22 protein-coding genes, 1 tRNA gene and 1 pseudogene are annotated in these 24,880 nt (G+C 72.4%); 12 read left to right on the forward strand and 12 right to left on the reverse strand.

The window, feature by feature from the left end; translation table 11 throughout:
• Nucleotides 1–628: 628 nt before the first annotated feature.
• Nucleotides 629–1,198, reverse strand: coding sequence for a hypothetical protein (locus tag JW592_RS28765; RefSeq protein ID WP_209268182.1), 570 nt, complete (start codon nucleotides 1,196–1,198; stop codon nucleotides 629–631).
• 401 nt (nucleotides 1,199–1,599) lie between these two features.
• Here JW592_RS28765 and JW592_RS28770 point away from each other — a divergent pair, with 401 nt between their 5' ends.
• From JW592_RS28770 to JW592_RS28800, 7 genes are all read left to right on the forward strand, one after another.
• Nucleotides 1,600–2,445, forward strand: coding sequence for a helix-turn-helix domain-containing protein (locus JW592_RS28770; protein ID WP_209268183.1), 846 nt, complete (start codon nucleotides 1,600–1,602; stop codon nucleotides 2,443–2,445).
• A 17-nt stretch (nucleotides 2,446–2,462) separates the two neighbouring features.
• Nucleotides 2,463–3,041, forward strand: coding sequence for a class IV adenylate cyclase (gene cyaB / locus JW592_RS28775; RefSeq protein WP_209268184.1), 579 nt, complete (start codon nucleotides 2,463–2,465; stop codon nucleotides 3,039–3,041).
• Nucleotides 3,042–3,260: 219 nt separating this feature from the next.
• Nucleotides 3,261–4,223, forward strand: coding sequence for an ABC transporter ATP-binding protein (locus tag JW592_RS28780; protein ID WP_209268185.1), 963 nt, complete (start codon nucleotides 3,261–3,263; stop codon nucleotides 4,221–4,223).
• A complete protein-coding gene (locus JW592_RS28785) occupies nucleotides 4,220–5,050 on the forward strand; it encodes an ABC transporter permease (protein ID WP_209268186.1) in 831 nt (276 codons plus the stop codon). The genes JW592_RS28780 and JW592_RS28785 overlap by 4 nt, the downstream gene beginning before the upstream one ends.
• Before the next feature lie 74 nt (nucleotides 5,051–5,124).
• Nucleotides 5,125–6,474, forward strand: coding sequence for a sensor histidine kinase (locus JW592_RS28790; RefSeq protein ID WP_209268187.1), 1,350 nt, complete (start codon nucleotides 5,125–5,127; stop codon nucleotides 6,472–6,474).
• Nucleotides 6,467–7,105: a response regulator transcription factor gene (locus JW592_RS28795; protein WP_307805584.1), complete on the forward strand. Its 639-nt coding sequence runs from the start codon at nucleotides 6,467–6,469 to the stop codon at nucleotides 7,103–7,105. Before JW592_RS28790 ends, JW592_RS28795 begins: the two co-directional genes overlap by 8 nt.
• Before the next feature lie 97 nt (nucleotides 7,106–7,202).
• Nucleotides 7,203–7,275, forward strand: a tRNA-Gly gene (locus JW592_RS28800).
• Nucleotides 7,276–7,402: 127 nt separating this feature from the next.
• On the opposite strand, the gene JW592_RS28805 is transcribed toward JW592_RS28800, so the two are convergent.
• The gene (locus JW592_RS28805) at nucleotides 7,403–8,317 is read right to left on the reverse strand and encodes a phosphoribosylaminoimidazolesuccinocarboxamide synthase (protein ID WP_209268188.1); all 915 of its coding nucleotides are present in this window, start codon (nucleotides 8,315–8,317) and stop codon (nucleotides 7,403–7,405) included.
• Nucleotides 8,318–8,421: 104 nt separating this feature from the next.
• A pseudogene (locus JW592_RS28810) lies at nucleotides 8,422–8,910 on the reverse strand (MarR family winged helix-turn-helix transcriptional regulator); the annotation flags it as partial.
• A 71-nt stretch (nucleotides 8,911–8,981) separates the two neighbouring features.
• Between JW592_RS28810 and JW592_RS28815 the strand changes: the two are divergent.
• Complete coding sequence (locus JW592_RS28815; protein WP_209268190.1) at nucleotides 8,982–9,815, forward strand: alpha/beta fold hydrolase; 834 nt, start codon at nucleotides 8,982–8,984, stop codon at nucleotides 9,813–9,815.
• A 166-nt stretch (nucleotides 9,816–9,981) separates the two neighbouring features.
• On the opposite strand, the gene JW592_RS28820 is transcribed toward JW592_RS28815, so the two are convergent.
• The 3 genes from JW592_RS28820 to purD all read right to left on the reverse strand — a co-directional run bounded on the left by JW592_RS28820 (nucleotide 9,982) and on the right by purD (nucleotide 15,688).
• Entirely contained in the window at nucleotides 9,982–11,613 is a 1,632-nt protein-coding gene (locus tag JW592_RS28820) for a N,N-dimethylformamidase beta subunit family domain-containing protein (protein ID WP_229377033.1), read from the reverse strand.
• A 132-nt stretch (nucleotides 11,614–11,745) separates the two neighbouring features.
• Nucleotides 11,746–14,046 (reverse strand): hypothetical protein, encoded by a 2,301-nt coding sequence (locus tag JW592_RS33015; RefSeq protein ID WP_307805585.1) that lies wholly within the window; start codon nucleotides 14,044–14,046, stop codon nucleotides 11,746–11,748.
• A 367-nt stretch (nucleotides 14,047–14,413) separates the two neighbouring features.
• Nucleotides 14,414–15,688 (reverse strand): phosphoribosylamine--glycine ligase, encoded by a 1,275-nt coding sequence (purD, locus tag JW592_RS28835; protein ID WP_209268191.1) that lies wholly within the window; start codon nucleotides 15,686–15,688, stop codon nucleotides 14,414–14,416.
• A gap of 186 nt (nucleotides 15,689–15,874) precedes the next feature.
• Between purD and JW592_RS28840 the strand changes: the two genes are divergently transcribed.
• On the forward strand, nucleotides 15,875–16,570 hold the full coding sequence (locus JW592_RS28840; protein WP_209268192.1) for an SLATT domain-containing protein: 696 nt from the start codon (nucleotides 15,875–15,877) through the stop codon (nucleotides 16,568–16,570).
• Nucleotides 16,571–16,636: 66 nt separating this feature from the next.
• Here the strand turns inward: JW592_RS28840 and JW592_RS28845 are convergent, their stop codons facing one another.
• From JW592_RS28845 to JW592_RS28860, 4 genes are all read right to left on the reverse strand, one after another.
• Nucleotides 16,637–17,296, reverse strand: a complete 660-nt coding sequence (locus JW592_RS28845; protein ID WP_209268193.1) for a putative DNA-mimic protein — start codon at nucleotides 17,294–17,296, stop codon at nucleotides 16,637–16,639.
• A gap of 106 nt (nucleotides 17,297–17,402) precedes the next feature.
• Nucleotides 17,403–18,116: a GntR family transcriptional regulator gene (locus JW592_RS28850; RefSeq protein WP_209268194.1), complete on the reverse strand. Its 714-nt coding sequence runs from the start codon at nucleotides 18,114–18,116 to the stop codon at nucleotides 17,403–17,405.
• A complete protein-coding gene (locus JW592_RS28855) occupies nucleotides 18,113–19,537 on the reverse strand; it encodes an aspartate aminotransferase family protein (protein ID WP_209268195.1) in 1,425 nt (474 codons plus the stop codon). Before JW592_RS28855 ends, JW592_RS28850 begins: the two co-directional genes overlap by 4 nt.
• 141 nt (nucleotides 19,538–19,678) lie before the next feature.
• Entirely contained in the window at nucleotides 19,679–20,308 is a 630-nt protein-coding gene (locus JW592_RS28860; RefSeq protein WP_209268196.1) for a LysE family translocator, read from the reverse strand.
• Between the two features lie 110 nt (nucleotides 20,309–20,418).
• Here JW592_RS28860 and JW592_RS28865 point away from each other — a divergent pair, with 110 nt between their 5' ends.
• The 3 genes from JW592_RS28865 to JW592_RS28875 all read left to right on the forward strand — a co-directional run bounded on the left by JW592_RS28865 (nucleotide 20,419) and on the right by JW592_RS28875 (nucleotide 22,081).
• Entirely contained in the window at nucleotides 20,419–20,871 is a 453-nt protein-coding gene (locus tag JW592_RS28865) for an Lrp/AsnC family transcriptional regulator (protein WP_209268197.1), read from the forward strand.
• A gap of 107 nt (nucleotides 20,872–20,978) precedes the next feature.
• Nucleotides 20,979–21,563 carry a DJ-1/PfpI family protein gene (locus JW592_RS28870; protein WP_209268198.1) on the forward strand — a complete coding sequence of 195 codons (585 nt, stop codon included), beginning with the start codon at nucleotides 20,979–20,981 and terminating at the stop codon, nucleotides 21,561–21,563.
• Entirely contained in the window at nucleotides 21,560–22,081 is a 522-nt protein-coding gene (locus JW592_RS28875) for a MarR family winged helix-turn-helix transcriptional regulator (protein ID WP_209268199.1), read from the forward strand. The genes JW592_RS28870 and JW592_RS28875 overlap by 4 nt, the downstream gene beginning before the upstream one ends.
• Nucleotides 22,082–22,115: 34 nt before the next feature.
• On the opposite strand, the gene JW592_RS28880 is transcribed toward JW592_RS28875, so the two are convergent.
• Nucleotides 22,116–23,789: an ABC transporter permease gene (locus JW592_RS28880; protein ID WP_209268200.1), complete on the reverse strand. Its 1,674-nt coding sequence runs from the start codon at nucleotides 23,787–23,789 to the stop codon at nucleotides 22,116–22,118.
• The gene (locus JW592_RS28885; RefSeq protein WP_209268201.1) at nucleotides 23,786–24,784 is read right to left on the reverse strand and encodes an ABC transporter ATP-binding protein; all 999 of its coding nucleotides are present in this window, start codon (nucleotides 24,782–24,784) and stop codon (nucleotides 23,786–23,788) included. The genes JW592_RS28880 and JW592_RS28885 overlap by 4 nt, the downstream gene beginning before the upstream one ends.
• Between the last annotated feature and the right edge of the window lie 96 nt (nucleotides 24,785–24,880).

Below are 24,880 nucleotides of genomic sequence, written 5' to 3' on the forward strand. Positions count from 1 at the left end.
CCCCCAGAGCGAAGCCCTCACCGCGGGGATCAGGACACCGCTCACCCCCACGCGAACACACCAACACACAAGGCACCACCAACTGCCCGTGCGAGTAATACCCCGCATACGCGTCAGCACCCCGCTCGACGCACCCCCGCAGAAACGCCAGCTTTCCCTCGACATCCTGCGGCGGAGCCGCCCGCACTTCCCTCTCCAACCAAGCCCAGGCATCGCCCGGATCGACGACAGTCCCCGCACGCATCTGCTGCGGCTTGCGGAACCAGTGAGCGACAGTGTTCGGTGGCACGGCCGCCTGGAGGTTCCGAGCCTCGCTGTCCTTGGGCCACTGCCCTCCGGTGTAGGCCGTACGCGTGCCAGTGCACCGCCCGGTACCCCTTCCTTACGAGCGCGGCCCCCGCTCCTCGAACGCGACACCACGCATGTGAAGTTGTCACCGACCTCCGCCACAGCCCGGGGAGTCAACGGGCCGGACCGACAGCCGCGTCGTCACCCAGGACCGGCAGCCAGGCTCAGCGCCTGCATCGTGCTCCTCCCCTTGCGGAATTTCGCGGGGACCCGTCTCCGGGACCGTCGCCATCACCCGTTGGAACGGAACCCGTGCACGACGACACACTCGGAGCGGGGCTCAACAGCCCTCCGCAGGGCTCCGCGGAATCCGCCGGCACCTCGCCTCGACGGCCTCGGGAATCTCCTCAGGGTCGGCAGGCAGCCCGGCACACAACACACAACGAAGCTCGTCCCGACCGGGCCCGGAACCGCACTCGTAGCTCCGCACCCGGAGATCGCGTTCGGTACTGCAGACCTCACACCGCCAAGGGGCTGCCGGCAGCACGCCACTACGGACAGCGGCCGACAACCGCACCGCGGCCTCCCACTGCACCCCCGCCGGGATACGCGCCAGCTGCCCGGACAGCAGCCGAAACGCCGCATCCGCAAGAGCGGACGACGCATGCCAGGCGGCTGCCTCTCGCACCGCCCACAGAGCCAGCCGACTGGCGTCATGCGTGGCCCGATACCGCACCTCGGCACCCCGCGCCCGCCACGCGAGCCGGGTGAGAACCGCCGCCCGCTGTTCGCCTCCGGCGCTCTCCCACATACCGCGCAGCAACTCACTGCGCAGCACGCCCTCGACCCCGAAGCGTTCGAGCCGCTCGCCCATCATCCGCACCAGCGTCAGATCAAGATTCTCAGCCACCGGCCACCCCCGCCCGCGTGCAGCAACGAGCCCGAATCACCCTGGTCCCGTCCTCCTCAGCACTGATGAGCCGAATCGGCCTGCCACAGTTCCGGCACGTGCCGTAAGCGCCTTGCCGACTCTGGCCGGCCGGGAGCACGTTGCGGCCTCCCCCATCAGGGCTTGGGGAGGAGGCCGCTGGGCCGGCCAATCGAGGAAGAGATCCGGCGTCCCGCCAGTGACGGGACTCGGTCACCGTGTCGGTACGGCCGACGGGGAGCCGGCCTGCGTTCGGAATTCTGGTTGGCTTCACACGTTCAGGGTGTTGTGACGGTATGTGTCCACTCGATACCTTGCTGGCTATCTCACCGTGAGATGACTTTCCATCCCGCCATGCAACATGGAAACGAAACCGAGGACTGATGTCCGTACTCGTGCCCGTTGAACTCCCTGACTGGGCCTGGCAACGTGCCGAGGTACGGCAGGCGTTGCGGACTCGCGATATCGGCGCGGTCTTCCGGTGCGTCCAGCAGTACGCGGGCGCCAGCCAGTCGAGAATCGCCACCGCGACGGGTATGACCCAGGCCCGGGTCAACGAGATCATCAACGGCCGCCGGGAAATCTCCCGGCTCGACGTCTACGAGCGTGTCGCCGACGGCCTCGGCATGCCGGACGACGCACGCCATCTGCTGGGCCTGGCAGCCGGACGAGACACACGGAACGGCGGACCCGCCTTCGATCTGGCTGCCTTCCCCGAAGTCGTCCGGGTCTACTCCGCTCAGGCCGCCGCCTCAGAAGAGATCCGCAGGCAGGCCGCCACGGCTGAGGAACTCGACGTTCTGGCCGTACGTGGTTTGGGTCTCATCGGCCTGAACGACTCGTTGCTGCGCTCCTCACTGGTCCGCGAAGCCGGGGACCGCGTCCGAGCGCGCGTTCTACTGCTCGACCCCGGATCACCCGCACTGGCCCTGCGTGCCGCCGAGATCGGCGAGTCCACCGAATCTCTTGCCGGCGGAGTACACGTGACCGAAGCTCGGCTGCGCGAGCTCTGCGCCGCGTGTGACATGCGTGTCTACCGCTATCGCCTGCTGCCGACCTGGCGCCTGGTCCGCGTCGACTCGACGGTGTTCGTCTCAGCGTTCGACGCAGGCTGGGAAGGCCACGAGTCAGCAACGTACAAGGTGGTGGAAACACCGCACGGGCCGCTGTACCGAGGCTTTCGCCGCATGTTCGAGGCAATGGTCGGCGAGGGTGTACGCACGGTCTGACGAGCTGGAGGTGCCCAGTGATCGAAGCGGAGCTGAAGGCGCGCGTACGGGACCCGAACGCGGTGCAACTGCGGCTGGACGAATACGCCGTCGGCCGCACCGAGGTGTACCAGGACACCTACTACGACACAGCAAAGGGACAGCTCGGCTCGCGGGACGCCGAGTTGCGGGTCCGGACGGTGCACGGCGACACGGGGGCGCGCTCCCTCCTCACCTACAAGGAAGCGAAGGTCGACGAAGCCTCGGGCTCGAAGCCGGAGCATGAGACCCGGGTGGAGAACGCGGAGGCGGTGCACCGGATGCTCCGCGGCCTGGGGTACCAGCCGGTCATCGCGTTCGAGAAGCGGTGCCGGAACTACGACGTACAGGCTCGTGGCCGACTGATGCTGGCGACGCTGGTGCAGGTTCCGGAGATCGATGGGACGTTCATCGAGCTGGAAACCCTGGTGCAGGACGAGACCGACGTGCAAGCGGCGTTGGGCGACGTCCGCGCGGTTCTGGAAAGCCTCGGCATCGAGGACGCCGACCTGACGCGCGAGCTTTACACCGATGCCGTCCTCGCGCATAGGACGTCGGGGACGAGGACCGATGAGTAGGAGTTCCGGCATTCGGGAGACGGGGCCTCAGCGTGAGAAGGGCTCCAGGCATGAGGCGGCCGGTGACGTTCGGCCTGCGCAAGCTGCGCGTGCAACACCCGGGTGCCGTCAGCTCCCGGCCGGGGCGGCGTGGGGTGTGGCCCCTCCGATGACGTTTGTCATGCGGAGCCATGACGGGGCGCACTGCCTTCGCGCGGTGGGCGGCGGGATGGTGGAGGCATGGATGCGATCGAGGTCGAAGGGCTGAGGCGCCGCTACGCGGCGGGGGAAGGCACGAGTGGCGGCGGGTTCGAGGCCGTGCGGGACGTCTCGTTCTCCGTGCGGGAGGGGGAGATATTCGCGCTGCTGGGCACCAACGGGGCGGGCAAGACGTCCACCGTGGAGGTGCTGGAGGGGCTGGCGCAGCCCAGCGCGGGGACGGTGCGCGTGCTGGGGTTCGACCCGTGCGCCGAGCGCGCGTTCGTACGGCCCCGTACCGGTGTGATGCTCCAGGAGGGCGGCTTTCCCTCCGAGTTGACGGTCGCCGAGACGGCGAGGATGTGGGCGGGGGTCACCAGTGAGGCCCGGCCACCGGGCGAAGCGCTGGAGCTGGTCGGGCTCGGCGGCAGGACCGATGTGCGGGTCAAGCAGCTGTCGGGGGGCGAGCGGCGGCGGCTGGATCTGGCGCTGGCGCTGATCGGGCGGCCCGAGGTGCTGTTCCTGGACGAGCCGACGACGGGTATGGACCCCGAAGGGCGCCGGGACACCGCCGAGTTGGTACGCGAGCTGCGGGCGGAGGGCACCACCGTGCTGCTGACCACCCACTATCTGGAGGAGGCCGAGCAGCTCGCCGACCGGCTGGCGATCATGCAGGCCGGGCGGATCGTGGCGTCGGGGACCCCGGAGCAGGTGGTGGCCGAGCGGCCCTCGCGGATCACGTTCCGGCTGCCCGCGGGGGTCAGCCCTGAGCGGCTGCCACTGTCTGTCCCGGCTGCGGTGGACGGCCGCGCTGTGACGGTCCGGACGTACGAGCTGCAGCAGGCGCTGACCGAACTGCTCCTGTGGGCACGGGATTCCGGGCTCGCGCTGGAGGGCCTGCAGGCGAAGGCGGCCTCGTTGGAGGAGGCGTTTCTGGAGATCGCCCAGGCCGGGAACCGGCCGGGCCAGGAAGACGACCGAGCGATGACGGAGGTCCGGGCATGAGCGGTACGACGACGACCACGACTCGCGCCGCCGGGCCCCGGACGGCACGGAGCGCCCGATCGGGCAGGCTGTCGGCGCAGCGGGTGGGGGCCCTGGCGCGCGCGGAACTGACGCTGCTGATCCGTAACAGGTCGGCGCTGTTCGTCGTGCTGCTGCTGCCGACCCTGATGACGTTCTCGCTGAGGTCCACCGCCGGTCAGGCGGATCTGTCCGGCACCGGGCTCTCGGTGGGCACCGCCGTACTCCCGGGCACGGTGGGAATGGTGCTGCTGTTCGCGGTCTACAGCAATCTCGTCGGGGTCTATGTGGGCCGCCGCGAGGAGCTGGTGCTCAAGCGGCTGCGCACCGGGGAGGCGGACGACCGGGAGATACTCGGGGCCGCCGCCCTGCCGTCCGTGACGATAGGCATCGTCCAGTCCGTGCTGCTGCTGGCGGGCGGGGCGCTGCTGCTGGATGTGGGGGCGCCGGCCCGCCCCGACCTGGTGGTGGCGGGGCTGGTACTCGGTCTGCTGCTGACGGCGACGCTGGCTGCCGCCTCGGCCGCGTTCACCAGGACCACCGAGCTGGCACAGCTCACGCCGATGCCGCTGATGCTGGCCACGTTCGCCGGGTCCGGGGTCTTCGTCCCGCTGGAGATCTACCCCGACCAGATCGCAGAGATATGCCGCTGGCTCCCGATGACGCCGGTCATGGACCTGCTGCGGAGCGGCTGGACACAGCAGCTCAGCGGACCGGACACGCTGCGCGCGCTGGCGGTCGCGGTGGGGTGGACAGCGCTGGGGGCCTATGTGGTGCGCAGGCGCTTCCGGTGGGAGCCGCGCCGCTGACGGGGGCCGCCCGGCACCATTGGACGCGCATACGGTGTGCCGTACGCGGGACAGGAACGGGAAGGAGGTCGCCGATGCTCAGCTGGGGCCGGCAGAAGCGGCGGAACTGGCAGGAGCGCAGCAAGCTGGAGCAGGTCGAGGCTTCGACGCGCTGGATGCTGCTGCTCACTCCGTGGATCTTCTTCGTGAGCGGCACGCCGCAGTTCCTCGTCCAGGTCTCCTCCCAGGGACAGCCGATGGCGCTGGCCGGGGTCGTCGTGACGCTGGGGATCGTGCAGTGTGTGATCGCGGTGCGCGGTCTGCGGCGCGGTATCGACCACTATCTGGGAACCGACGAGGTCTCGCGCCGCCTCCTGATCGCCGGGCTGGTGACGTTCGCGCTCAGCACGGCGATGGTCACGGTGCTGGTGTCGCGCGGCTGGGCGGGCGGCAGCTCCGGGCCGGCGATGGCGCTGTTCGCGGGGGTCGGGGCGCTGGCGGGGGTTTACGGGCTCACCGTGCCATGGCGCCGCTCGGCAGCCGTGACAGCGGTCGGCTGTGCGGTCGTCACCTGCTCCTTCGCCGTGGCGGGCATGGCGTGGCCGTCCCTGGTGGGCACCCTGATCGTCCTGGCGATAGGGGGGTTGGCCGGGATCTTCTCGCCACGCTGCTCGGCCTGGTACATCGCCGTCATGCGGGAGCTCGATGAGGCGAGGGAGGCCCAGTCGCGGCTCGCCGTCGCGGAGGAGCGGCTGCGCTTCAGCCGTGACCTGCACGATGTGATGGGCCGCAATCTGTCGCTGATCGCGCTCCAGAGCGAGCTGGCGACCCAGCTGGCACGGCGGGGCTCCGCGTCGGCCGTCGAGCAGATGCACGAGGTCCAGCAGCTGGCCCGGCAGTCGCAGTCCGAGGTGCGTGCCGTGGTCCGTGGTTACCGGGAGGCGGGGCTGGAGACCGAGTTGGCAGGGGCCCGCTCGGTGCTGCGGGCCGCGGGGGTGGACTGCCGTATCGAGTCGGCACGGCCGGAGATGGCGCAGGAGGTGCAGTCGGCGCTGGGCTGGGTCGTCCGCGAGGGGGCCACCAATGTGCTGCGGCACGCGGAGGCGAGCCGCTGCACCATCCGGCTCACCGTCGGCGCCGCGGACACCACCGTGCTGGTGATGGAGAACGACGGGCTGCGGCCGGACCCGGCGCGGGACGGGGCAGGACTCACCGGGCTGAGCGAACGGCTGGCGGCGCTCGGCGGCACGCTGACGGCGGAGCGCGACGGGGCCGCACAGGTCTTCCGGCTCCGCGCCGAGGTCCCGCTGACCGGCCACCCGGCGTCCGAAGGAGCGCCGGTGAGGGCAGCGGCAGCGACGGGCGGGGCAACGACGGGCGGGGCGACGACGGGCGGGGCAACGGTGGGCGCAGCGGCGACGGTGGGGAACGCAGCCGGTGAGTGACGAGGAAGTGGGGCCCGAAGCCGTGGCCATCCGGGTGCTGCTGGCGGACGACGAGCATCTGATCCGGGGGGCACTCGCCGCGCTGCTGGCGCTGGAGGACGATCTGACCATCGTCGCGGAGGCGGCCTCCGGGTCCGAGGCCCTGGCCATGGCGCGGGCACACCGGCCCGATGTGGCCGTGCTCGACCTGCAGATGCCGGGGGTGGACGGGGTCCGGGTCGCGGCCACGCTGCGGGATTCGCTGCCCGAGTGCCGGACGATGATCGTCACCAGCCACGGCAGGCCGGGCCATCTGAAGCGGGCGCTGGCGGCGGGGGTCCGTGGCTTCGTGCCCAAGACGGCTTCGGCCGAGCAGCTCGCGGAGATCATCCGTACCGTCCACAGCGGCAACCGCTATGTGGACCCCGAGCTGGCGGCCGACGCCATCAGCGCGGGGGACTCGCCACTGTCCGCGCGCGAGGCCGAGCTGCTGGAGCTGGCCGCGGACGGGGCTCCGGTCGCGGAGATTGCCAAGAAGGCGTCGCTGACCCAGGGCACCGTGCGCAACTACCTCTCGGCCGCCGTCGCCAAGCTGGGGGCCGAGAACCGGCACACGGCGGCCCGGATGGCACGGGAGCGGGGGTGGATCTGAGCGGGGCCGGCATGGTTCCGGCGCAGTGCCGGGCCCGGGGAAGCTCCGGCTATACTGGGCCCCGCACCACGGCGGACCCCCGGTCGGCAGTGGGCACGCGGACGTAGCTCAGTTGGTAGAGCGCAACCTTGCCAAGGTTGAGGTCGCGAGTTCGAGCCTCGTCGTCCGCTCGGGATACGCAGACAACGGCCCCGGTCCTCCGACCGGGGCCGTTGTCGTTCTCGCGGCCGGTCCGTGCGGGGCGGCGCCCGATGGACGCACGCCCGCAGCGGGTCGGGCCGGGGACGGGCGGGGCCGTCAGCTCCAGGGGACGCCGGTGAGGCGCTCGTATGCCTCGACATAGCGGGCGCGGGTGGCCTCGACGACGTCCTCGGGCAGCGGGGGCGGCGGCTGCTCACCGTTGCGGTCCCAGCCGGATGCGGGGGACGCCAGCCAGTCGCGTACGTACTGCTTGTCGAAGGAGGGCTGGGAGCGGCCCGGCTGCCACTGGTCGGCGGGCCAGAAGCGGGACGAGTCGGGGGTGAGGACCTCGTCGGCGAGCGTGAGCCGGGGCTCCGCGCCCGCGGCGTCGTCCCAGCCGAACTCGAACTTGGTGTCGGCCAGGATGATGCCCCGCTCGCGGGCGATGTCGCGGGCCTTGTCGTATGCGGCCAGCGTGGACTGGCGCAGCTCGGCTGCGGTCTCGGGGCCGATCTGGCGGGCCATCTCCTCGTAGCTGACGTTCTCGTCGTGCTCGCCCACGGCCGCCTTGGTGGCGGGGGTGAAGATCGAGCCGGGCAGCTCGGAGCCGTTCTCCAGGCCGTCGGGGAGGGCGAGCCCGCAGACGGTGCGGGACTCCTCGTACTCGACCAGCCCGGACCCGGCCAGATAGCCGCGGGCCACGCATTCGACGGGCACCATGCGCAGGGAGCGGCAGATCATGGTGCGCCCCTCCCAGTCGGCGGGGGCGCCGGCGGGCACGTCGGTGCTGATCACATGGTTGGGCAGCAGATCCGTGAGCTGCTCGAACCACCACAGGGAGAGCCGGGTGAGGATGCGGCCCTTGTCCGGGATCTCGGTCGGCAGGACCCAGTCGAACGCGGACAGCCGGTCGCTGGCGACCATCACCAGGTGGCCGTCCTGGTTCCGGTAGAGGTCGCGCACCTTGCCCGTGTGCAGATGCTCCAGGCCGGGGACCTGGGCGGGCTCGGGCTTTTCGACGAATCCCGTCACGTTCTTTCCTCCCTGGGGGCAGCCGACGCATTCGGCGGGTGCCCCGATTCTTCCTTGTCTCCACCGGCGGACCCGCTCGGGCCGTTCCGACCCGTTTCGGGGGGATTCACATCGACGTCGTCCAGGAAGGCGAGCATCCGGGTCAGCACCTTGACGCAGGCGGCCACCTCGGCCTCGGTCAGGTCGCCACCGACCTGGCGCAGCATGGCGTGCTCGCGCTCGTGGACGGCGCCGATGACGGTGCCGCCGGTCTCGGTCAGTCCGATCAGCGGGGAGCGCTGGTGGGCGGGGTTGGGCACGGCCTCGACCAGCCCCCGGGCCACCGCGTCGTTGACCATGCGCTGGACGAACTGACGGCTCAGCGCCTGGGCGCGGCCCATCTGCGGCACCGTCATCGGGCCGTGCTCGCGCACCAGGTCGAGGACGGCGCGCACACCGACGGCGAGTCCCTCGGCGGGTGCCGTCTGCTCGATCTTGCGGTGCGCACGCCGGTACAGCGGGCCCACCAGGTCGAAGATCTCCGCGAGCCGGTCGGCGAGCGCGTCCGGTGGGAGCGGGGATTGCTGCGGGTCGGGTGATGCGGCGTCCGTCACCCGACCATGATGACACCTCGGTTGCCATTCTCTGTTGCCAACCGAGGTGTCGGAATGACAACTTGGTTGTCATGGTTGACCGTGATGCGCGTTCCCGGACGCTCTCCTTCTCCACCCCCGACGGCGCTCTCGCCTACCGCGACACCGGCACCGGGCAGCCGGTGGTCCTGCTGCACGGGGGCTTCCTCGACCACACCATGTGGGAGGCGCAGATCGCCGCCCTCGCGCCGCGCTTCCGCGTCATCGCGCCGGACGCGCGCGGACACGGCGCCTCCGCCAACGCGACCCGCCCCTTCCGGCCCGCCGACGACCTCGCGGCCCTGCTCCGCCACCTCGACGCCGGACCGGCGGTCCTGGTCGGCCTCTCGATGGGCGGGGGCGTCGCGGTGGACACCGCGCTCGAACATTCCGGTTCGGTCCGGGCCGTGGTGGTCAGCGGGGTCGGCACCAGCGAGCCCTTCTTCGAGGACCCGTGGAGCCAGGAGGTACTGGCGGCACAGCAGCGCGCCCTGACCGTCGGCGACGTCGAGGGCTGGGTCGCCGCCTTCCTGCGCTTCGCGGCCGGCCCGCACCGCGGCCTGGACGAGGTCGGCCCGGGCGTGGTGGAGCGGCTGCGTGCGATGGCCCTGCGGACGGTTGCCAAGCACACCGCCGAAGAGCCGGACCACCTGGTGCCGGTCCGGGACACCTGGCAGCGGGCCGCGAGGATCGACGTGCCGGTCCTTGCCGTCAACGGCGCCCTCGACTCCACCGACCACCTCGCCATGGCCGACCGCCTCGTGCGCACTGTCTCCGACGGCTGCACCGCCCCTGCGGTTGAGGGCGCGGCCCACTACCCCAACATGGAGAACCCCGCCGCCTTCAATGCCGCCCTGACCAACTTCTTGCGGGGCCTGCCGGAGTAGGCGGGGGCCACACCACCACGCGTACCCCGCACGGGGGCTGCGCACAGGAGGACGCGCCCCGTCAGGGGCGCGGGGAACTGCGCGACCAGCCACATCCCACCCGCAGCCTGCGACGAACAGCAAGGGGCACCCCCTGCCCTGCGGCCAGCGCCCCAGCGGCCAGCGCCTAGTCCCGCTTACAAATGTGATCCAGCAAGTTGCTCGTGGCGCGCTGCACGCGGGAGTCGACGTACCCGGGGCGGTCCAGGGCCGGGGACCAGGCGAAGGTGCCGGAGGAGAAGACCAGCGCTCCGGACGGTGCGCGGTAGAGGGAGGTCTCCTGGTGCCGCAGGGTGCCGCCCCGGTCGTGATAGGGCGAGTGCGCCAGCAGAATGCGCGAGGTGTGCTCGGGGAGCGCCGTGCGGGGGTAGTACCGGTCGGCCTCACCCGCGACGAGGCCGGGCAGTTCGTCGCCCTCATAGGCGCCGGTGGCCTCCCACAGCCAGTGCTCGGCGTTGCGGACGATCAGGGGGTAGGGCTCGGCGACCTGGCCGGCGTACTGGATGCCCAGCAGCGCCTGCTCGGGTTCGCCCTGTTCACGCCAGAGTGCCGGGCGCCCGGGCCCGCGGCGTTTTCGGCAGGTCAGCAGCCGGTCGGGAGCTCCGGAAGGCAGCGCTTCCAGCTCGACCTGCCAGTACATGGTGTTGGCGGAGAGGAAGACCAGCGCGGTGCCACTGTCCCGGGCACGCTCGGCCGCCCGGCGCATGGGCACGGACCAGTACTCGTCGTGCCCGGGGAAGATCAGCCCCCGGTAGCGCGTCGGATCGAGGTGCCCGGCGTGCAGGTCTCGGGTCTCGGCGTAGGCCAGGTCGTAGCCGTACCGCTCGGCCCAGCGGATGAAGTCGTAGGCGTGCCCGACGTGCATGGGCAGCCCTGAGCCGGCGTAGGGGCGGTCGAAGGAGACGGTCATCGCGGCCTCGCTCTCGCCGAGCAGCCGTCCCCGGTCGTCCCAGGCGTGGTAGAGGCTGGCGCCGGTGCGGCCGTCCTCGGGGAAGAGGTTGTACGCCTGCCAGGTCACGTCCGGGAGGACGAGCAGCAGGTCGGCCGGGTCGCGGTCGCGGACGGTGAAGGGGATGTGCGAGCGGTGGCCGTCGGCGGTGGTCAGGACGGCGACGTAGGCGCCGGTCGACCAGTAGTCGGGGATCTGGAGCCGCCAGGAGAGCCACCAATGGTGACAGGAGACGGTGCGGTCCGCGGTGAGGGGTGCCGGCTGCATGATGCCGGACAACCGCGGACTGGTGGTGATCTTCGTGGCGCCGACGCCGCCGTAGTGACCGATGCGGTAGACGTCGACGCTGAAGGGCTGCGGCGGATTGACGGTGATCCGGAAGTCGATGGACTCGCCCGGCGGAGTGCCGCCCGCCACGGAGGCGAAGCCCTTGATCTGGCAGCGCACATCGTCCGCCGAGGGCGGGGCACTGCCGGACAGGCCGCGGGTGCGGGGCCTGGGCACGGTCTGGCCGCCGCCCGCCAACTCGCGAACAAGTTCGGGAGTTCGGGAGGTCTGGCCCGGCGCCTGGTCCATGCAGTCCACATACCAGGGGACGAGGCGGCCGTTCTCGAAGTAGTTCTCACTCACCCGCAGCCAGGGCAGCGGGCCCTGGCCGAAGGGATCGGTCACGGCGTGCGCCAGGGCACCCGACTCCCACCGCCGGATCGGCTCGGCCTCGCTGACGAGGTGTACGGACTGCTCGGTTCCCGCGGGCTGCTTGGTACGTTCGGCCTCGCGTACGGGCTGCCCGGTCCGCTCTGTTCCCATCGCTGCTCCCTCCCCGGCACCCTCGCTCCGCTCCACCGTGCTGCCGCTGTGCCGCGGGTGTGACGGCAGACAGCACATCACATTACGCAAGGGTGTGGTCACCCTTCGTCGCTAAATGGCTGGAGATGATCTTCAGACGAGCCGAACGGGCTTCTCCGGTCGTACCCCGACCTCCGCCAGCCAGTCGCGCAGCCCGGCCGTCTGGCCGTCCTCGACGAGTGCGAGCACCAGTGCGGCCAGCTCGGTGGTGCGCCGACCGTCGACGTACAGCGCCGGACCGTCCAGCCAGTCCAGACCCGCTGTCGCTCCCGCCGTGTCGACGGCGGCGCAGCAGATGGCGGCGGTGACGTGGTCGGCCAGCAACTCCTTGCCGCCGCGCGGCGGCTGGAGCGGCAGCCCCATCGGGGCCAGGGGCGCGAGGTGTGTGCTCCCCGCACCCGGCTCCACCCCCGCGCCGGGGCTCGCACCGATGACCCCGGGGGCGCTCACCACTTCGGCACGCGCCACCTCCGCACTGATACGCGCGGCCAACGCGTCGATCCCGCCCGGTGAAGCGAACCGGTCCAGCACCCGAGCCAGCGTCGGCCCCGCCAGACCGTGGTCGGTCCCGCCGGCGGGCGCGGCCCTGCCACCTGCACCGGGCGTGACCGTGCCATCTGCACCGGGCGCGGGCCTGCCATCTGTGCCGGGCGCGGCCCTGCCGACATGGGCAGGCGCGGGCGTCCCCTCCTCGGCGGACGTGGATCTCGCACCGTCGCCGGACGTGGATCTGCCGCTGTCGGCGGACCTGGACCCGCCGTTGTCGGCGTACGTGTGTCTGCCGTCGTCGGCGCGAGCCGATACGGCAGCGTCCGGGGGCGGTCTGCCATGGTCGGGGGTCGACGGGACGGGCCCGACGGAGGATCTGGGCGCGGCACCGACGGTGGTCGCCTTCGGCGCCGGGTGGCCGACCGCCAGCGGGGCGGCGGCGGTCTCGACCGGCTGCGGCTCAGGGACCTGTTCCTGCGGCTCCGCGTCCTGTTCCCGCGGCTCCGGGGCCTGCTGCGGAGGGCCGATCGTGTCCAGCACCGCGAAGAGCCGGGACGCCTCCGCGCGCCAGATGCGGTCGACGACCTCCTCCGGATACGCCGCCCAGTCCACCGGCGTCCACTCCGGCGCCGCCCCACCCGGCCCTCCGGTCGCCGGAAGCGGGGGGCGCGGCCCGAGGAAGAGGCGCGCCGCGAGCAGTGAGACGGCGCCGTCCACGGCGCCCGGCTCCTTGAGCAGATCGCAGGCGGGACGCTCGCCGAGCCGCGAAGTGAAGCCCTCGGCGAGCCGGTCGCGGCGGGACAGCTCGGTCAGCGCCGAGACCACCCCCGCGTCCAGCCGGGTGGGCCACAGTCCGAGCCGCCAGGCGGGCAGCGCCACCCGGGTCAGCAGCCGATCCCACCCGGCGTAGGCGAGGCCGACCTGTTCCTGGGCCGCGACCCGCAGCCCGTGGTCGACGGCCTGGGCGCGGTCGGCGGCGGCAGCGGCCACGCCCTGTTCCATCGCGGCGGCGTGCGGGCCCGCTGCCCGGAGCATCAGCCGGGCGACCGGTCCCACCATGCGGTGCACCACCTGGCGCACTGCGGCGGCGCCCTTGTGCGCCACGCCGCCGAGCGGCCCGTACGACCCGAGGAGCGCCGACGACCCCGGCGACCCCGGTACCCCCGACCCATGCGCCTCCGGCGGTCCCGGCGCCTCCGGCGGTCCCGGTCCCCCGGGTGGTCCCGTGCCCCAGGCCGAGGCGTGGCCCGGGCCCGAGCCGGCGTCCGCGGTCAGCACGGAGTTGGCCACCGCCGCGTCCAGGCCCCGTACGAAGCGCCGCGCCGCAGCTATGTCGGGGTGTGCCGAGGGGCCGGTGCCCGCGACGACGGGCGCGAGCAGGGCCCGCAGTTCGGCGACGCGCATCCACCACAGGAACGGCGAGCCGATGACCAGCACCGGGGCGGCCCCGCGCCGCCCACCCTCGCCGGGGTCCGTGCCGAGGTGTGCGCGGTCCTCCAGCCAGCTGTCGCAGTCCGGGGTGAGCGCGATGGCGGACGGCGCCGGGACCTCCATACGGTCGGCCAGGTCACGGACCAGGGCGTGCAGGTCGGGCGCCGCGCGCTCCTCCACCGGCACGGTCGGCGAGACGGCGGGGCGGCCCCGGGCGATGACGAGCCCGGCGACAGCGGCACAGGCCAGCGCTGCGACGGCGAGTGAGGTGACCGACCAGCGGGCCGCGTCCCAGCCGGGGCCGGGGCCGAGTTGGCCCGTCGTACGCCCGACCCACAGGATCACCGCTGCGGCGGCCGGGAGCAGGGCGACGGCGAGCGCCGTGCCACGCACCCGGAGCACGGCGAGCGCGTGGGCGCGCGCCGAGCGCGCGACCGTCCGCCGGCCGGGGACAGGACCATCCGAACCGCTCACGTCTCACCCCCGCACCTTCCGGACCGCAGCCGGGCTCTCCGGCTTCCATCCACTGTGTCACCGCGCACCGACACCGCAATGCGCGCTGCGCCAGACGACGGACGGTCCGAACGGCGGTCGGCCGGACCGCGCGCGAGCAGCCCCTGTCTGCCCGCACACCACCCCGCGGCGGCCCGGCGGCGGCCTCACGGCGCTTGTTCGGCACCATAGTTGGGGCGTGCGCGTGCGTCAGCCGTAAGCGGGCGTCGTCACTCGATGGAATGGCTTTGGGGAGAGCTCTTACCCGGGCGGGGCCGGGGGTATATGGACACGACCTCCGAACACTCCGTCGAGGAGCCCGGTCGCACCACCCCGCCGGGCGGCCGGATCAGCCCTCCGCGGCCTCGGCCGCGGCCCGCCGGGCGATGTCCGTGCGGTGGTGCGAGCCCGCCAGCCGGACGCGGCCGACCGCCGCGTACGCCCGCTCCCGTGCCTCGGTCAGATCCGCGCCGGTCGCGGTGACCGACAGGACCCGGCCGCCCGCGCTGCGGACCGTACCGTCCTCGTCGGCCCTCGTGCCCGCGTGCAGCACGTACGCCTGCGGACCGTCCACGCGTTCGATCTCCGCCAGCCCCTCGATGACATCACCCGTACGGGGCTTCGCCGGGTAGCCGTGGGCCGCGACCACGACGGTGACCGCCGCGCCGTCGCTCCAGCGCAGCTCCGGGAAGTCCGCGAGCGCTCCGGTCGCCGCCGCGTACAGCAGCCCGCCCAGCGGCGTGCGCAGCCGGGCCAGCACCGCCTGCGTCTCCGGGTCGCCGAACCGGGCGTTGAACTCGATGACCCGCACCCCGCGCGAGGTGAGCGCGAGGCCCGCGTACAGCAGCCCGGAGAAGGGGGTGCCGCGGCGGCGCAGTTCGGCGACGGTCGGCTCCAGGACCGTCGTGGTGATCTCGTCCACCAGCTTCGGGTCCGCCCACGGCAGCGGCGAGTACGCGCCCATGCCTCCGGTGTTGGGGCCCTCGTCGGCGTCGTAGGCGCGCTTGAAGTCCTGCGCGGGCTGGAGGGGCACGACGGTCTCGCCGTCGGTCACCGCGAAGAGGGAGACCTCGGGACCGTCCAGGAACTCCTCGATCACGACGGCGCCGCCGCAGGCGCGGGCGTGGGCACGTGCCTGCTCGATGTCGTCGGTCACCACGACGCCCTTGCCCGCGGCCAGACCGTCGTCCTTGACGACGTAGGGCGGGCCGAACGCGTCCAGCGCGGTGTCGGCCTCCTCGGGCGTGGTGCACACATAGCTGCGCGCCGTGGGCACGCCGGCTCCGGCCATGACGTCCTTGGCGAACGCCTTGGAACCCTCCAGCATGGCCGCCTCGGCCGACGGCCCGAAGACGGGGATGCCACGCGCGCGTACCGCGTCGGCGACGCCCGCGACCAGCGGGGCCTCGGGGCCGATGACGACCAGGTCGGCGCCGACCTGGTCGGAAGCGGCGAGCGCGGCGACCGCCTCGCCGTCGAGCGCGTCCACCGTGTGCGGTGTGGCCACCTCGGCGGTACCGGCGTTGCCGGGCGCGCAGTGCACCGCGCTGACCTCGGGGTCGAGGGAGAGCGAGCGACAGATTGCGTGTTCGCGGGCACCGCCGCCAATGACCAGAATCCTCACGCCGCCAACCCTAGCGGTCCGCGCGACCGCCCTTGTGCGGCCCTTACGAGTGACACGGTGGCGCCCTATACCCGACCAGGCGCCACTTCTGGGGGGAAATCGGCGCGGATCAGCATCGTGGTCCCACTTTTGGCGGTAGGAAGGGAGGCCGCCGGAAACGCGTGGAACACGACGAAGGAGCAGTGGGTGAAGCGGGTCAAGCAGCCGGATCTGCTGGGGCGGGGGTTCCCGTCCGGGGACTGGAACGAGCCCGCCGAGCGCCTCGAAGAGCTGTACCAGTGGGTGGAGCAGGAGGCGATGCGCCTCGTCGAGTGGTATCTGACCGACCGGGTACGCAAGCGCCGGTGGGCCCGGCTGCTGCGCGGCGGGGTGGTGGTGGGCGCCGCGGTGGGCGCGCTGGTGCCGCTCGCCGACCTCGCGGGCGTCGCCTTAGCGCAGGGGCGCTCCGGCTACGTCGGTTACCTCGCCCTGCTGTTCGCCGCCGTGTGCGCTCTCGCCGACCGCTGGCTCGGGCTGACGTCGGGGTGGATGCGGGATGTCGCCGCCGCGCTCGCCGTGCACCGGCGGCTGGAGGTGCTGCGCTACGAGTGGGCCGCCGAGAACGTCCGCGAGGTGCTCGGCCCCGCCGAGGGCACGGCCGGGGAGGCGGCGGAGCGGGCGCTGGCCGTGCTCCGCCGCTTCTCGGAGGACGTGAACGAGACCGTACGGGCCGAGACGGTGGACTGGATGGTCTCGTTCCGTACTGCGGGCTCCCCCCTCGCACTGGCCTCGCAGAGCGCGGGCCCCGGGTTGCGGGGCGCCCCGGTGCGCAGGCTGCCCCCGCCGCCGAACGGCCCCGGGGGCTGGGCCACCATGCCGCGGCAGCGGCCGCCCGGCGGCTGACGGCGAGGGGTCACCGGTCTGCCCCCGGCGGCCGACGTCCGCAGGTCACCGATCAGCCGAAGACGATCAGCCGAAGACGATCATCGACCCCTGGGCCAGGCTGCGGGTCGCGGCGGCGTGCAGGCTCAGCCACACGTGCCGCTCCCTGCCGAACGGGGTGCCGTCCTCGTAGCCGATGGCCGCGGAGGCGGCGGGCTCGTCCAGATCGGTGGGGCGCAGCGGTGCCGCGGGCGCCGGCGGCGGGTTGTCCGGGTCGATCCCCAGGTGCGGGCCGACCACCTGGAGCTCCCGCAGCAGGCCGTGGCTGGAGCCCAACGGGCCGCCGCCCTCCAGTAGTTCGTCGTCGTTGAGCGGCGCGGCGAAGTCCACCGGGATGTAGGCACCCGCGTGGTCGTAGTGCCACACCAGATGCGACTGCCGTGCCGTCTGCTCGAACATCTCCAGGAGTTGCTCGTAGTCGTTGCCCAACTCCCCCACCGGGGTGACCTCCAGACCCGAGGCCAGCAGCAAGTAGGCGCGGCGCAGGTAGTGCAGGGCCTCGTAGTCGAAGCCCGCGACCGGCGCCACGTCGCCGGAGAGGCCCGGCATGTAACCGAAGACGGGGACCGTGGGCAGGCCGGCCTCGGTGAGCACCCTGTCGTAGGTGGCGATCTCTTCCGAGAAGGGGTTGTCGGGGCTGTGGCAGAGCACGTCGACGAGGGGGACGAGCCAGAGATCACAGGCCAAGGGGCGCTCCAATACCGTCAGGGACCTGCCGGTGTCCCAGCGTAGTGCGGCCCCTTCCGTCCGTCGCCCCTGCCGGCCGGCACCGGAGTGAGTGGCCCGCAGCCCTTCATGCGTGGTGCTCGGCGCCGACCTGGGCCAGCGCGTGCTGGTTGTAGGTGGCGATGACCTCGCGGGCGGCCCGCGCGTCGCCCGACTCGACGGCGTCCAGCAGCGCGTTGTGCCCCGACCACAGGCGGCCGCGCAGCGAGGGGTGCCGACGCAGCACCGGTACCGCGTAGACCCAGCACTGTATCCGCAGCCGGTCGAGGAAGTCGCAGACGTACGGATTGCCCAGCAGTCCGCTCAACTCCCGCCAGAACCGCAGGTCGTAGGCGATCAGCACATCGAGGTCCCCGGCGCGTGCCGCGCGTTCAGCGGCGTCGGCCCGGCGGCGTACCGAGGCCAGCGTCTGGGGGCCCAGGCCGCCGGTCGCCCGCCGGGCGACCGACATACCGGCGGACTCGGCCGCGGCGTCGGCGCCGTCGGCACTGCCCTCGATTCCCTGGAAGACACCGTCCACGACCAACTCCCGCGCCTCGCACATGGCGCGGTAGTCGGCGAGCGTGAACTCGTGTACGCGGAAACCCCGGTGCTGCTCCACGTCCAGCAGCCCCTGCGCCGCGAGATCGACCAGCGCCTCCCGGACCGGAGTCGCGGAGACGCCGTACTGTTCGGCGATCTCCTTGACGGTGAAGTCCCGGCCCGTGGCGAGCCGGCCGGCCAGGATCTCGTCGCGCAGCGCGGTGGCGATCTGCGAGCGCAGGGTGCTGCGTTTGATCACGCCCCCGTGCCTCCGACGGTGTGTGCGTCGGCGGCGCTCAACGCCTCGTCCAGAACGCTCAGGCCGTCCTTGAGCTCGGCCTCGGTGATGGTGCACGGCGGCACGACATGGGTGCGGTTCATGTTGACGAAAGGCCACAGGCCGCCGCGTTTGGCCGCAGCGGCGAAGTCGGCCATGGGCGCGCCCGCCGCACCGGTCGCGTTGTAGGGGACCAGCGGTTCGCGGGTCTCGCGGTCGCGTACCAGGTCGAGGGCCCAGAAGACGCCGGTGCCGCGTACCTCGCCGACCGAGGGGTGGCGGTCGGCCAGCTCGCGCAGCGCGGGGCCGATGACGGTCTCGCCCAGGTGCGCGGCGTGCTCGACGATGCCTTCCTCGGCCATGGTGCGGATCGTCGCGACCGCGGCGCCGCACGCCAGCGGGTGCCCCGAGTAGGTGAGCCCGCCGGGGTAGGGGCGCTGCTCGAAGGTCTCGGCGATCTTCGCGGAGATCGCGACGCCGCCCAGCGGCACGTAGCCGGAGTTGACGCCCTTCGCGAACGTCATCAGATCGGGTACGACGTCGAAGAGGTCGGCCGCGAACCAGGTGCCGGTGCGGCCGAAGCCCGCCATCACCTCGTCCAGCACGAAGACGATGCCGTACCGGTCACAGATCTCCCGCACGCCCGCCAGATACCCGGGCGGCGGCATCATGATCCCCGCGGTGCCGGGGATGGTCTCCAGGATGACGGCGGCGACCGTCTGCGGGCCCTCGTAGGCGAGCGTCTGTTCCAGATGCGCCAGCGCCCGCTCGCACTCCTGCTCCTCGGTCCCGGAGTAGAACTGGGTGCGGTACAGATGCGGCCCGTGGAAGTGGACGACGCCCGCGGTGCCGCTGTCGGACGCCCAGCGGCGCGGGTCGCCCGTGAGGTTGATGGCCTGCTGGGTGCCGCCGTGGTACGAGCGGTAGGCGGACAGCACCTTGGGGCGCCCGGTGTGCAGGCGGGCCATGCGGATGGCGTGCTCGACGGCGTCGGCGCCGCCGTTGGTGAAGAAGATCTTGTCCAGGTCGCCCGGCGTCCGCTCGGCGATCAGCCGGGCCGCCTCGGAGCGCGCCTCGAGAGCGAAGGCGGGAGCGAAGGTGCACATCCGCGCCGCCTGCTCCTGGATCGCGGCGACGACCTTGGGGTGCGCGTAGCCGATATTGGTGAAGACGAGGCCGCTGGTGAAGTCGAGGTACCGGTTCCCCTCGTAGTCCCAGAAGTACGAGCCCTGGGCACCCGCGACCGCGAGCGGATCGATCTGCCCCTGCGCCGACCAGGAGTGGAAGACGTGTGCCCGGTCGGCCTCGTACACAGCCCGGCCGGCGGCCGGGTCGGGCTGCGGTGCGGTGACGGGCCGCGGCGCGGGAGCGGGCTGCGCTGAGGGTTGGTGGTGCGCTGTCACGATCGGTACCTCGGTTCGCTCGCGTGTCGCCCGTCCGGCCCCGGACGGGCACCCTCCGGGCAGGGAGGCCCCCGGAAGAGTGACAGCCAGCGTAGTGTCGCCCTCCGCCTTTCTCCGCAGAGAGGGCGTTCCCGCTGGCCCTCAGTGCGGGATCTGCTCCACCAGCAGCAGTGCTCCGAGCCCGACCATCACGACTCCGGAGAGCCGGGTGATGACGCGGGCCGCAGCGGGACGGGCGCGCAGGAGGCCGCGGGCCAGCGAGCCGACGCCCAGGTAGACGGCGCCTGCGGTGCACATGTGCAGCAGCCCGAGGAGCCCGATCTGGAGGGCGAGCGGCCACTGTCCGTGCTGGTCGGCGAACTGCGGCAGCAGCGCAACGTAGAGCAGCAGCGCCTTGGGGTTCAGTCCGCTGACCCCGGCGCCCTTGAGCACCCGCGAGCGCGCGCCGGACCCGCCCGCCTCGGCGTCGTCCGCCAGTGGCGCCCCCGCGTCCTTCGCCCCCGCGAAGGTGGTCGCCCCGAGCCACACCAGGTAGCCGGCGCCCAGGGTGGTGAGCGCGGTCAGCACTCCGGGTGTCTGCGCGACCAGCGCGGCCACACCCGCCACGACGACGGCGGTGAGCCCCACGTACCCCAGCATCAGCCCGCTGACGGCAGGCACCACCGACCGGTCCCGCAGCCCGGCGGTGATCGTGTACGCCCAGTCCGCGCCCGGGACGAGGACGAGGAGAAAGGAGACGGTGAAAAACGCGGCTATGGAGCTGACAGCCATGGACAGTCCTTCCTCACTGACGGGTGCGGTGAGGAAGAATAGGAAGAAATGCCCCGAAGGTGTTCCCTGAAAGGGTCGTCTCACCCACCGGCAGTGGAAGAATCTCCCTCATGGACGACTTGGACCGGCAGATCCTTGCGGAGCTCCAGAACGACGGCCGGCTGACGGTCACCGAGCTGGCCGCGCGGGTGGGGCTCAGCCTCTCCCCGTGCCACCGCCGGCTGCGCGAGCTGGAACGCGTCGGCGCCATCCGCGGCTACCGCGCCGTGGTCGACGCCGACGCGATGGGCCTCACCTTCGACGCCCTCGTCTTCGTCACGATGCGCCAGGAGGACCGGAGCACGATCTCCGCCTTCGAGCAGGCGCTGACCGAGCTCCCGCAGGTCGTCCAGGCCCAGCGGCTCTTCGGCGACCCCGACTATCTGCTCCGCGTCGTCACCGCCGACCTGGCCGCCTTCCAGCGCCTCTACGACGAGAACCTCGCGACGCTGCCGGGCGTGCAGCGGCTGAGCTCGACGCTGGTGATGAAACACGTGGTGCACGAGCGGCCGCTGCCGGCGTGACGCAGGTACGGCGCGAAGACGCGGGTGCGGCACGAAGGTGGTTGACAGACTCCTGTCGAAATGACAGGATTCTGTCAACAGATCGAAAAGCGCCCGTGGAGGCCGCCATGACCGTTCATCTCGCCGTGTACGACACCGTCGCCGACTGGGAGTACGGTCACGCCGTCGCCCACATCCCCGGTGGCGTACGCACCGTCGGCCTCACCGGCAACACCGTCACCACCAAGGGCGGGCTGCGCATCGAGCCCGACATGACGCTCGACGGCCTGCGTCCCGTCGACAGCCGGATGCTGATCCTGCCCGGTGCCGACACCTGGACCAGCGGCGCACTCGCCGACTTCGCCTACACCGCACGGGAGTTCCTGCACGCGGGCGTGCCCGTCGCCGCCATCTGCGGAGCCGTCTGGGGGCTGGCCGACGAGGGACTGCTCGACGAGCGGGCACACACCAGCGCGGCACGCGAGTTCCTCCAGGCAGCCAACGGCTACCGGGGCGGCGCCCACTACCGCGACGCCGACGCCGTCACCGACCGCGACCTGATCACGGCAGGACCCACCGAACCCGTCGCCTTCGCCCGCGAGGTCCTCGCCCGGCTGGGCGCCTACGAACCTCCGGTCGTGGACGCCTTCTACCGGCTGCACCAGCACTCCGACCCGGAGGCGTACGCGGTCTTCGCGGCGGCGCAGGCATGAGCGACCACAGCGGCCGCTCGGGGGACAGCGCCCCGAGCGGCCACCCCACGGACAGCAGCCACAGCCGCCACACCCGGGAGGCGGAGCTGCTCAGCAGGACCGCGCCGGCCGTCTTCCGGCTCAACGGCCAGTTCCTCGCCGCCTCCGAACTCATCGCCCGCCCGGCGGGGTTGACCGCCACCTGGTGGCAGGTGCTCGGCGCCGTGCTCCGCGAACCGCTCCCCGTCTCCGGGATAGCCCGCGCCATGGGCATCACCCGGCAGAGCGTGCAGCGGGTCGCCGACCTGCTGGTCGAACGCGGCCTCGCCGCGTACGAACCCAACCCGGCCCACCGCCGTGCCAAGCTCCTCACCCCCACCCGCGCGGGCCGCGACGCCGTCGAACGTACCGTCCCCGGCCACGCCGAGCTGGCCCGTCGGCTGTGCGAAGAGCTGGGCGGCGAGGAGGCGTTCGAGCGGGTGGCCGATGCCCTGCAGCAGCTCTCCGTCGCCATGGACGCCCTCTACCCGGAGAAGTGAGCAGGCGGCGACGAGGCCCCGTACCCCTTCGGTCTTACTTGGCCTCCAGGTCCCGGCGGCGGAAGCCGGCGAGGCCACCGGCGATCAGGGCCGCGGCCACCAGTGTGAGCAGCACCAATGGCGTCCAGCGCAGCTCGGTGGCGGGGAGCTGGGGGATGTGCCCGAAGGGGGAGAGGTCGTTCAGCCAGCCGGGCAGGTCGAGGAGTTTGCCGACGTAGCCGACGGCGAAGCCGTAGGCGGGTACGGCCCAGGCGAGGGCCGTCGCACGTGGTGCCCAGCCGAACAGCAGCACGGCGACACCACCGGTCACCCACAGCGCCGGGGCGTAGGCCAGCCCCGCGCCCAGCAGGTCGGCGAACAGGTCGCCGTCGCCCACGGAGGCGGCTCCCGCCAGGCCGAGGCCGAGCGCACCCAGCAGCAGGACGAGTGTGCCGCCGCCCAGCGCGGCCACCAGGTGCGAGGCGGCCCAGCGGGTCCGCGACAGGCCGGTGGCCAGCAGTGGCTCGACGCGGCCCGAGGTCTCCTCGGAGCGGGGCCGCAGCGCGGCCATCACCACGAACAGCGAGGCGACGACGGCGACGACGAGCATCACCGTGGAGGCGAACGACTCGACCAGCGTGCCGCCCGCCTCGGCGAGCGCTTCGCGTACGTCGTCCAGGTCCTTGAGCATGTCGTCCACGTCGCCGAGGATCGAGCCGTACATCGCGCCGAGCACCAGCAGGGCCGCGCTGAAGCCGAGGACCAGCCCGCGGTGCAGCCGTACGGCGAAGCCCAGCGGGTGGGTGAGCGCGGCCGAGGCACCGCGCCTGCCCGTCCTGGGCGGCAGCAGACCGGCCCCCACGTCGCGCCGGGTGCTGAGCACGTACCCGGCGGCGGCCGTGCCGACGGCCAGTGCGAGCGCGGGCAGCAGCGGCCACCAGCGGTTGTCCACGAAGGGGTAGGCGCGCTGAATCCAGCCGATCGGGGAGAGCACCGAGAGCACGGAGACCGCGCCGGTGCCGACGTCGCCGGCGGCGCGCAGCGCGTAGGCGGCGCCCAGTACGGCGAGCGCGGCCCCTGAGGCGGCCCTGGCGTGGGCCGAGAGTTGAACGGTCACGGCGGCGACGCCCGCGAAGACGAGGCCGATGACGGTGATCGCCGCGCCGTAGAGCAGTGCTCCGCCCGCGGTTGCCCCGTGGAGCCCGGCGCCGGGCAGCGTGCCGGCGAGCAGCAGGCCGAGGACCGCGTCGGCGGTGGCAGCCGTGGCGAGGGCCGCGGTGAGGGTGGCGTGCCGGCCGACGACGCCGGAGCGGACGAGTTCGGCGGTCCCCGTCTCCTCGTCGGCGCGGGTGTGCCGCACGACGGTCAGCACGCTCATCAGCCCGGCCAGGATCGCACCGTAGCCGAGCATCAGCAGGCTCAGCATGGAGGCGGGGGTCAGCTCGGAGAGGTAGTGCTCGGGGCCGGTCATGGCGAGCATGGCGGGACCGCTGAGGGTCTTGACCATGTCGGCCGCCTTCTCCGGGTCCTCCGGCGCCATGTCGGTGGCCTTCTTGACGCTGGAGAGCGTCAGGAAGACGATCGCCACCACCCAGGCGGGCAGCCGCACCCGGTCCCGGCGCAGCGCGAACCGGAAGAGGGTGCCGGTCCCGGCGAGCGCCTGTCCCGCGGGGCGGCTCTGGTCGCGTACGGCCCCGGTGCGGGGCGCGGTGTCGGTGACGGTGCTCATCGCGGGCTGCCCTCCGCCGCCGAGGCGTCGGCCGCGGCACCCGCCGAGGTGTGGCCGCGTTCGGACAGTTCGTCCCCGTAGTGCCGCAGCATCAGCTCCTCCAGCGTCGGCGGGTGGCTGACGAGGCTGCGGAGGCCGACTCCGCTCAGGTGGCGTACGGCGGCGTCGAGGTGGGCGCCGTCCACGGCGAAGCGCACCCGGGCGCCGTCCGTGACCAGGTCGTGGACGCCGGGCAGCTGCTCCAGGCCGGTCACCGGCCCGTCGGTCTCCGCCTCGATGGTCGTACGGGTCAGATGGCGCATCTCGCCGAGCGTTCCGGACTGCACGGTCCTGCCGAGCCGGACGATGCTCAGCCGGTCGCAGAGCTTCTCGACCTGGGACAGGATGTGGCTGGAGAGCAGGACGGTACGGCCCTGGGCCTTCGCCTGGAGGATGACGTCCTGGAAGACGACCTCCATCAGCGGGTCGAGCCCCGAGGTGGGCTCGTCCAGCAGCAGCAGTTCGGCGTCGGAGGCGAGCGCGGCGATGATGGCGACCTTCTGCCGGTTGCCCTTGGAGTAGCTGCGGCCCTTCTTCGTCGGGTCGAGGTCGAAGCGCTCGATCAGCTCCGCACGCTTCTTCACATCCATGCCGCCGCGCAGCCGCGCGAGCAGGTCGATGGCCTCGCCGCCGGTGAGGTTGGGCCACAGTTCGACGTCGCCGGGTACGTAGGCCAGCCGACGGTGCAGGGCGACCGCGTCGTGCCAGGGATCGGCGTCCAGCAGCCTGGCCGTACCGGCGTCGGCGCGGAGCAGGCCCAGCAGGATGCGCAGGGTGGTGGACTTCCCGGCGCCGTTGGGGCCGAGGAAGCCGTGCACCTCGCCGGTGGCGACCTGCAGGTCCAGCCCGTCGAGGGCGCGGGTGCTGCCGAAGGTCTTGACGAGACCGGAGACGGAGATGGCCGTGGTGGACGCCGCGGAAGGTGCGGCGGCGGTCGCGGTCGTGGACGCGTTCATGATTTGGAAGCTACGCTCATTTCACAAATTTGTGAAGTTAAGGAAGCGTTAGGGTCTTCCACAGGACCGAGGAGCAGCAGCGACAGCACCGCTGAG

The organism is Streptomyces spirodelae, assembly GCF_017676385.1.
Taxonomy (GTDB): Bacteria; Actinomycetota; Actinomycetes; order Streptomycetales; family Streptomycetaceae; genus Streptomyces; species Streptomyces spirodelae.

Bases quoted from the DNA above. Each gene is read 5' to 3' on its own strand.
- JW592_RS28770 (WP_209268183.1), top strand. From the start codon at position 1,600: ATGTCCGTACTCGTGCCCGTTGAACTCCCTGACTGGGCCTGGCAACGT.
- JW592_RS28780 (WP_209268185.1), top strand. From the start codon at position 3,261: ATGGATGCGATCGAGGTCGAAGGGCTGAGGCGCCGCTACGCGGCGGGG.
- JW592_RS28785 (WP_209268186.1), top strand. From the start codon at position 4,220: ATGAGCGGTACGACGACGACCACGACTCGCGCCGCCGGGCCCCGGACG.
- JW592_RS28790 (WP_209268187.1), top strand. From the start codon at position 5,125: ATGCTCAGCTGGGGCCGGCAGAAGCGGCGGAACTGGCAGGAGCGCAGC.
- JW592_RS28815 (WP_209268190.1), top strand. From the start codon at position 8,982: ATGGTTGACCGTGATGCGCGTTCCCGGACGCTCTCCTTCTCCACCCCC.
- JW592_RS28820 (WP_229377033.1), bottom strand. From the start codon at position 11,613: ATGGGAACAGAGCGGACCGGGCAGCCCGTACGCGAGGCCGAACGTACC.
- JW592_RS28860 (WP_209268196.1), bottom strand. From the start codon at position 20,308: ATGGCTGTCAGCTCCATAGCCGCGTTTTTCACCGTCTCCTTTCTCCTC.
- JW592_RS28865 (WP_209268197.1), top strand. From the start codon at position 20,419: ATGGACGACTTGGACCGGCAGATCCTTGCGGAGCTCCAGAACGACGGC.
- JW592_RS28870 (WP_209268198.1), top strand. From the start codon at position 20,979: ATGACCGTTCATCTCGCCGTGTACGACACCGTCGCCGACTGGGAGTAC.
- JW592_RS28875 (WP_209268199.1), top strand. From the start codon at position 21,560: ATGAGCGACCACAGCGGCCGCTCGGGGGACAGCGCCCCGAGCGGCCAC.
- JW592_RS28880 (WP_209268200.1), bottom strand. From the start codon at position 23,789: ATGAGCACCGTCACCGACACCGCGCCCCGCACCGGGGCCGTACGCGAC.
- JW592_RS28885 (WP_209268201.1), bottom strand. From the start codon at position 24,784: ATGAACGCGTCCACGACCGCGACCGCCGCCGCACCTTCCGCGGCGTCC.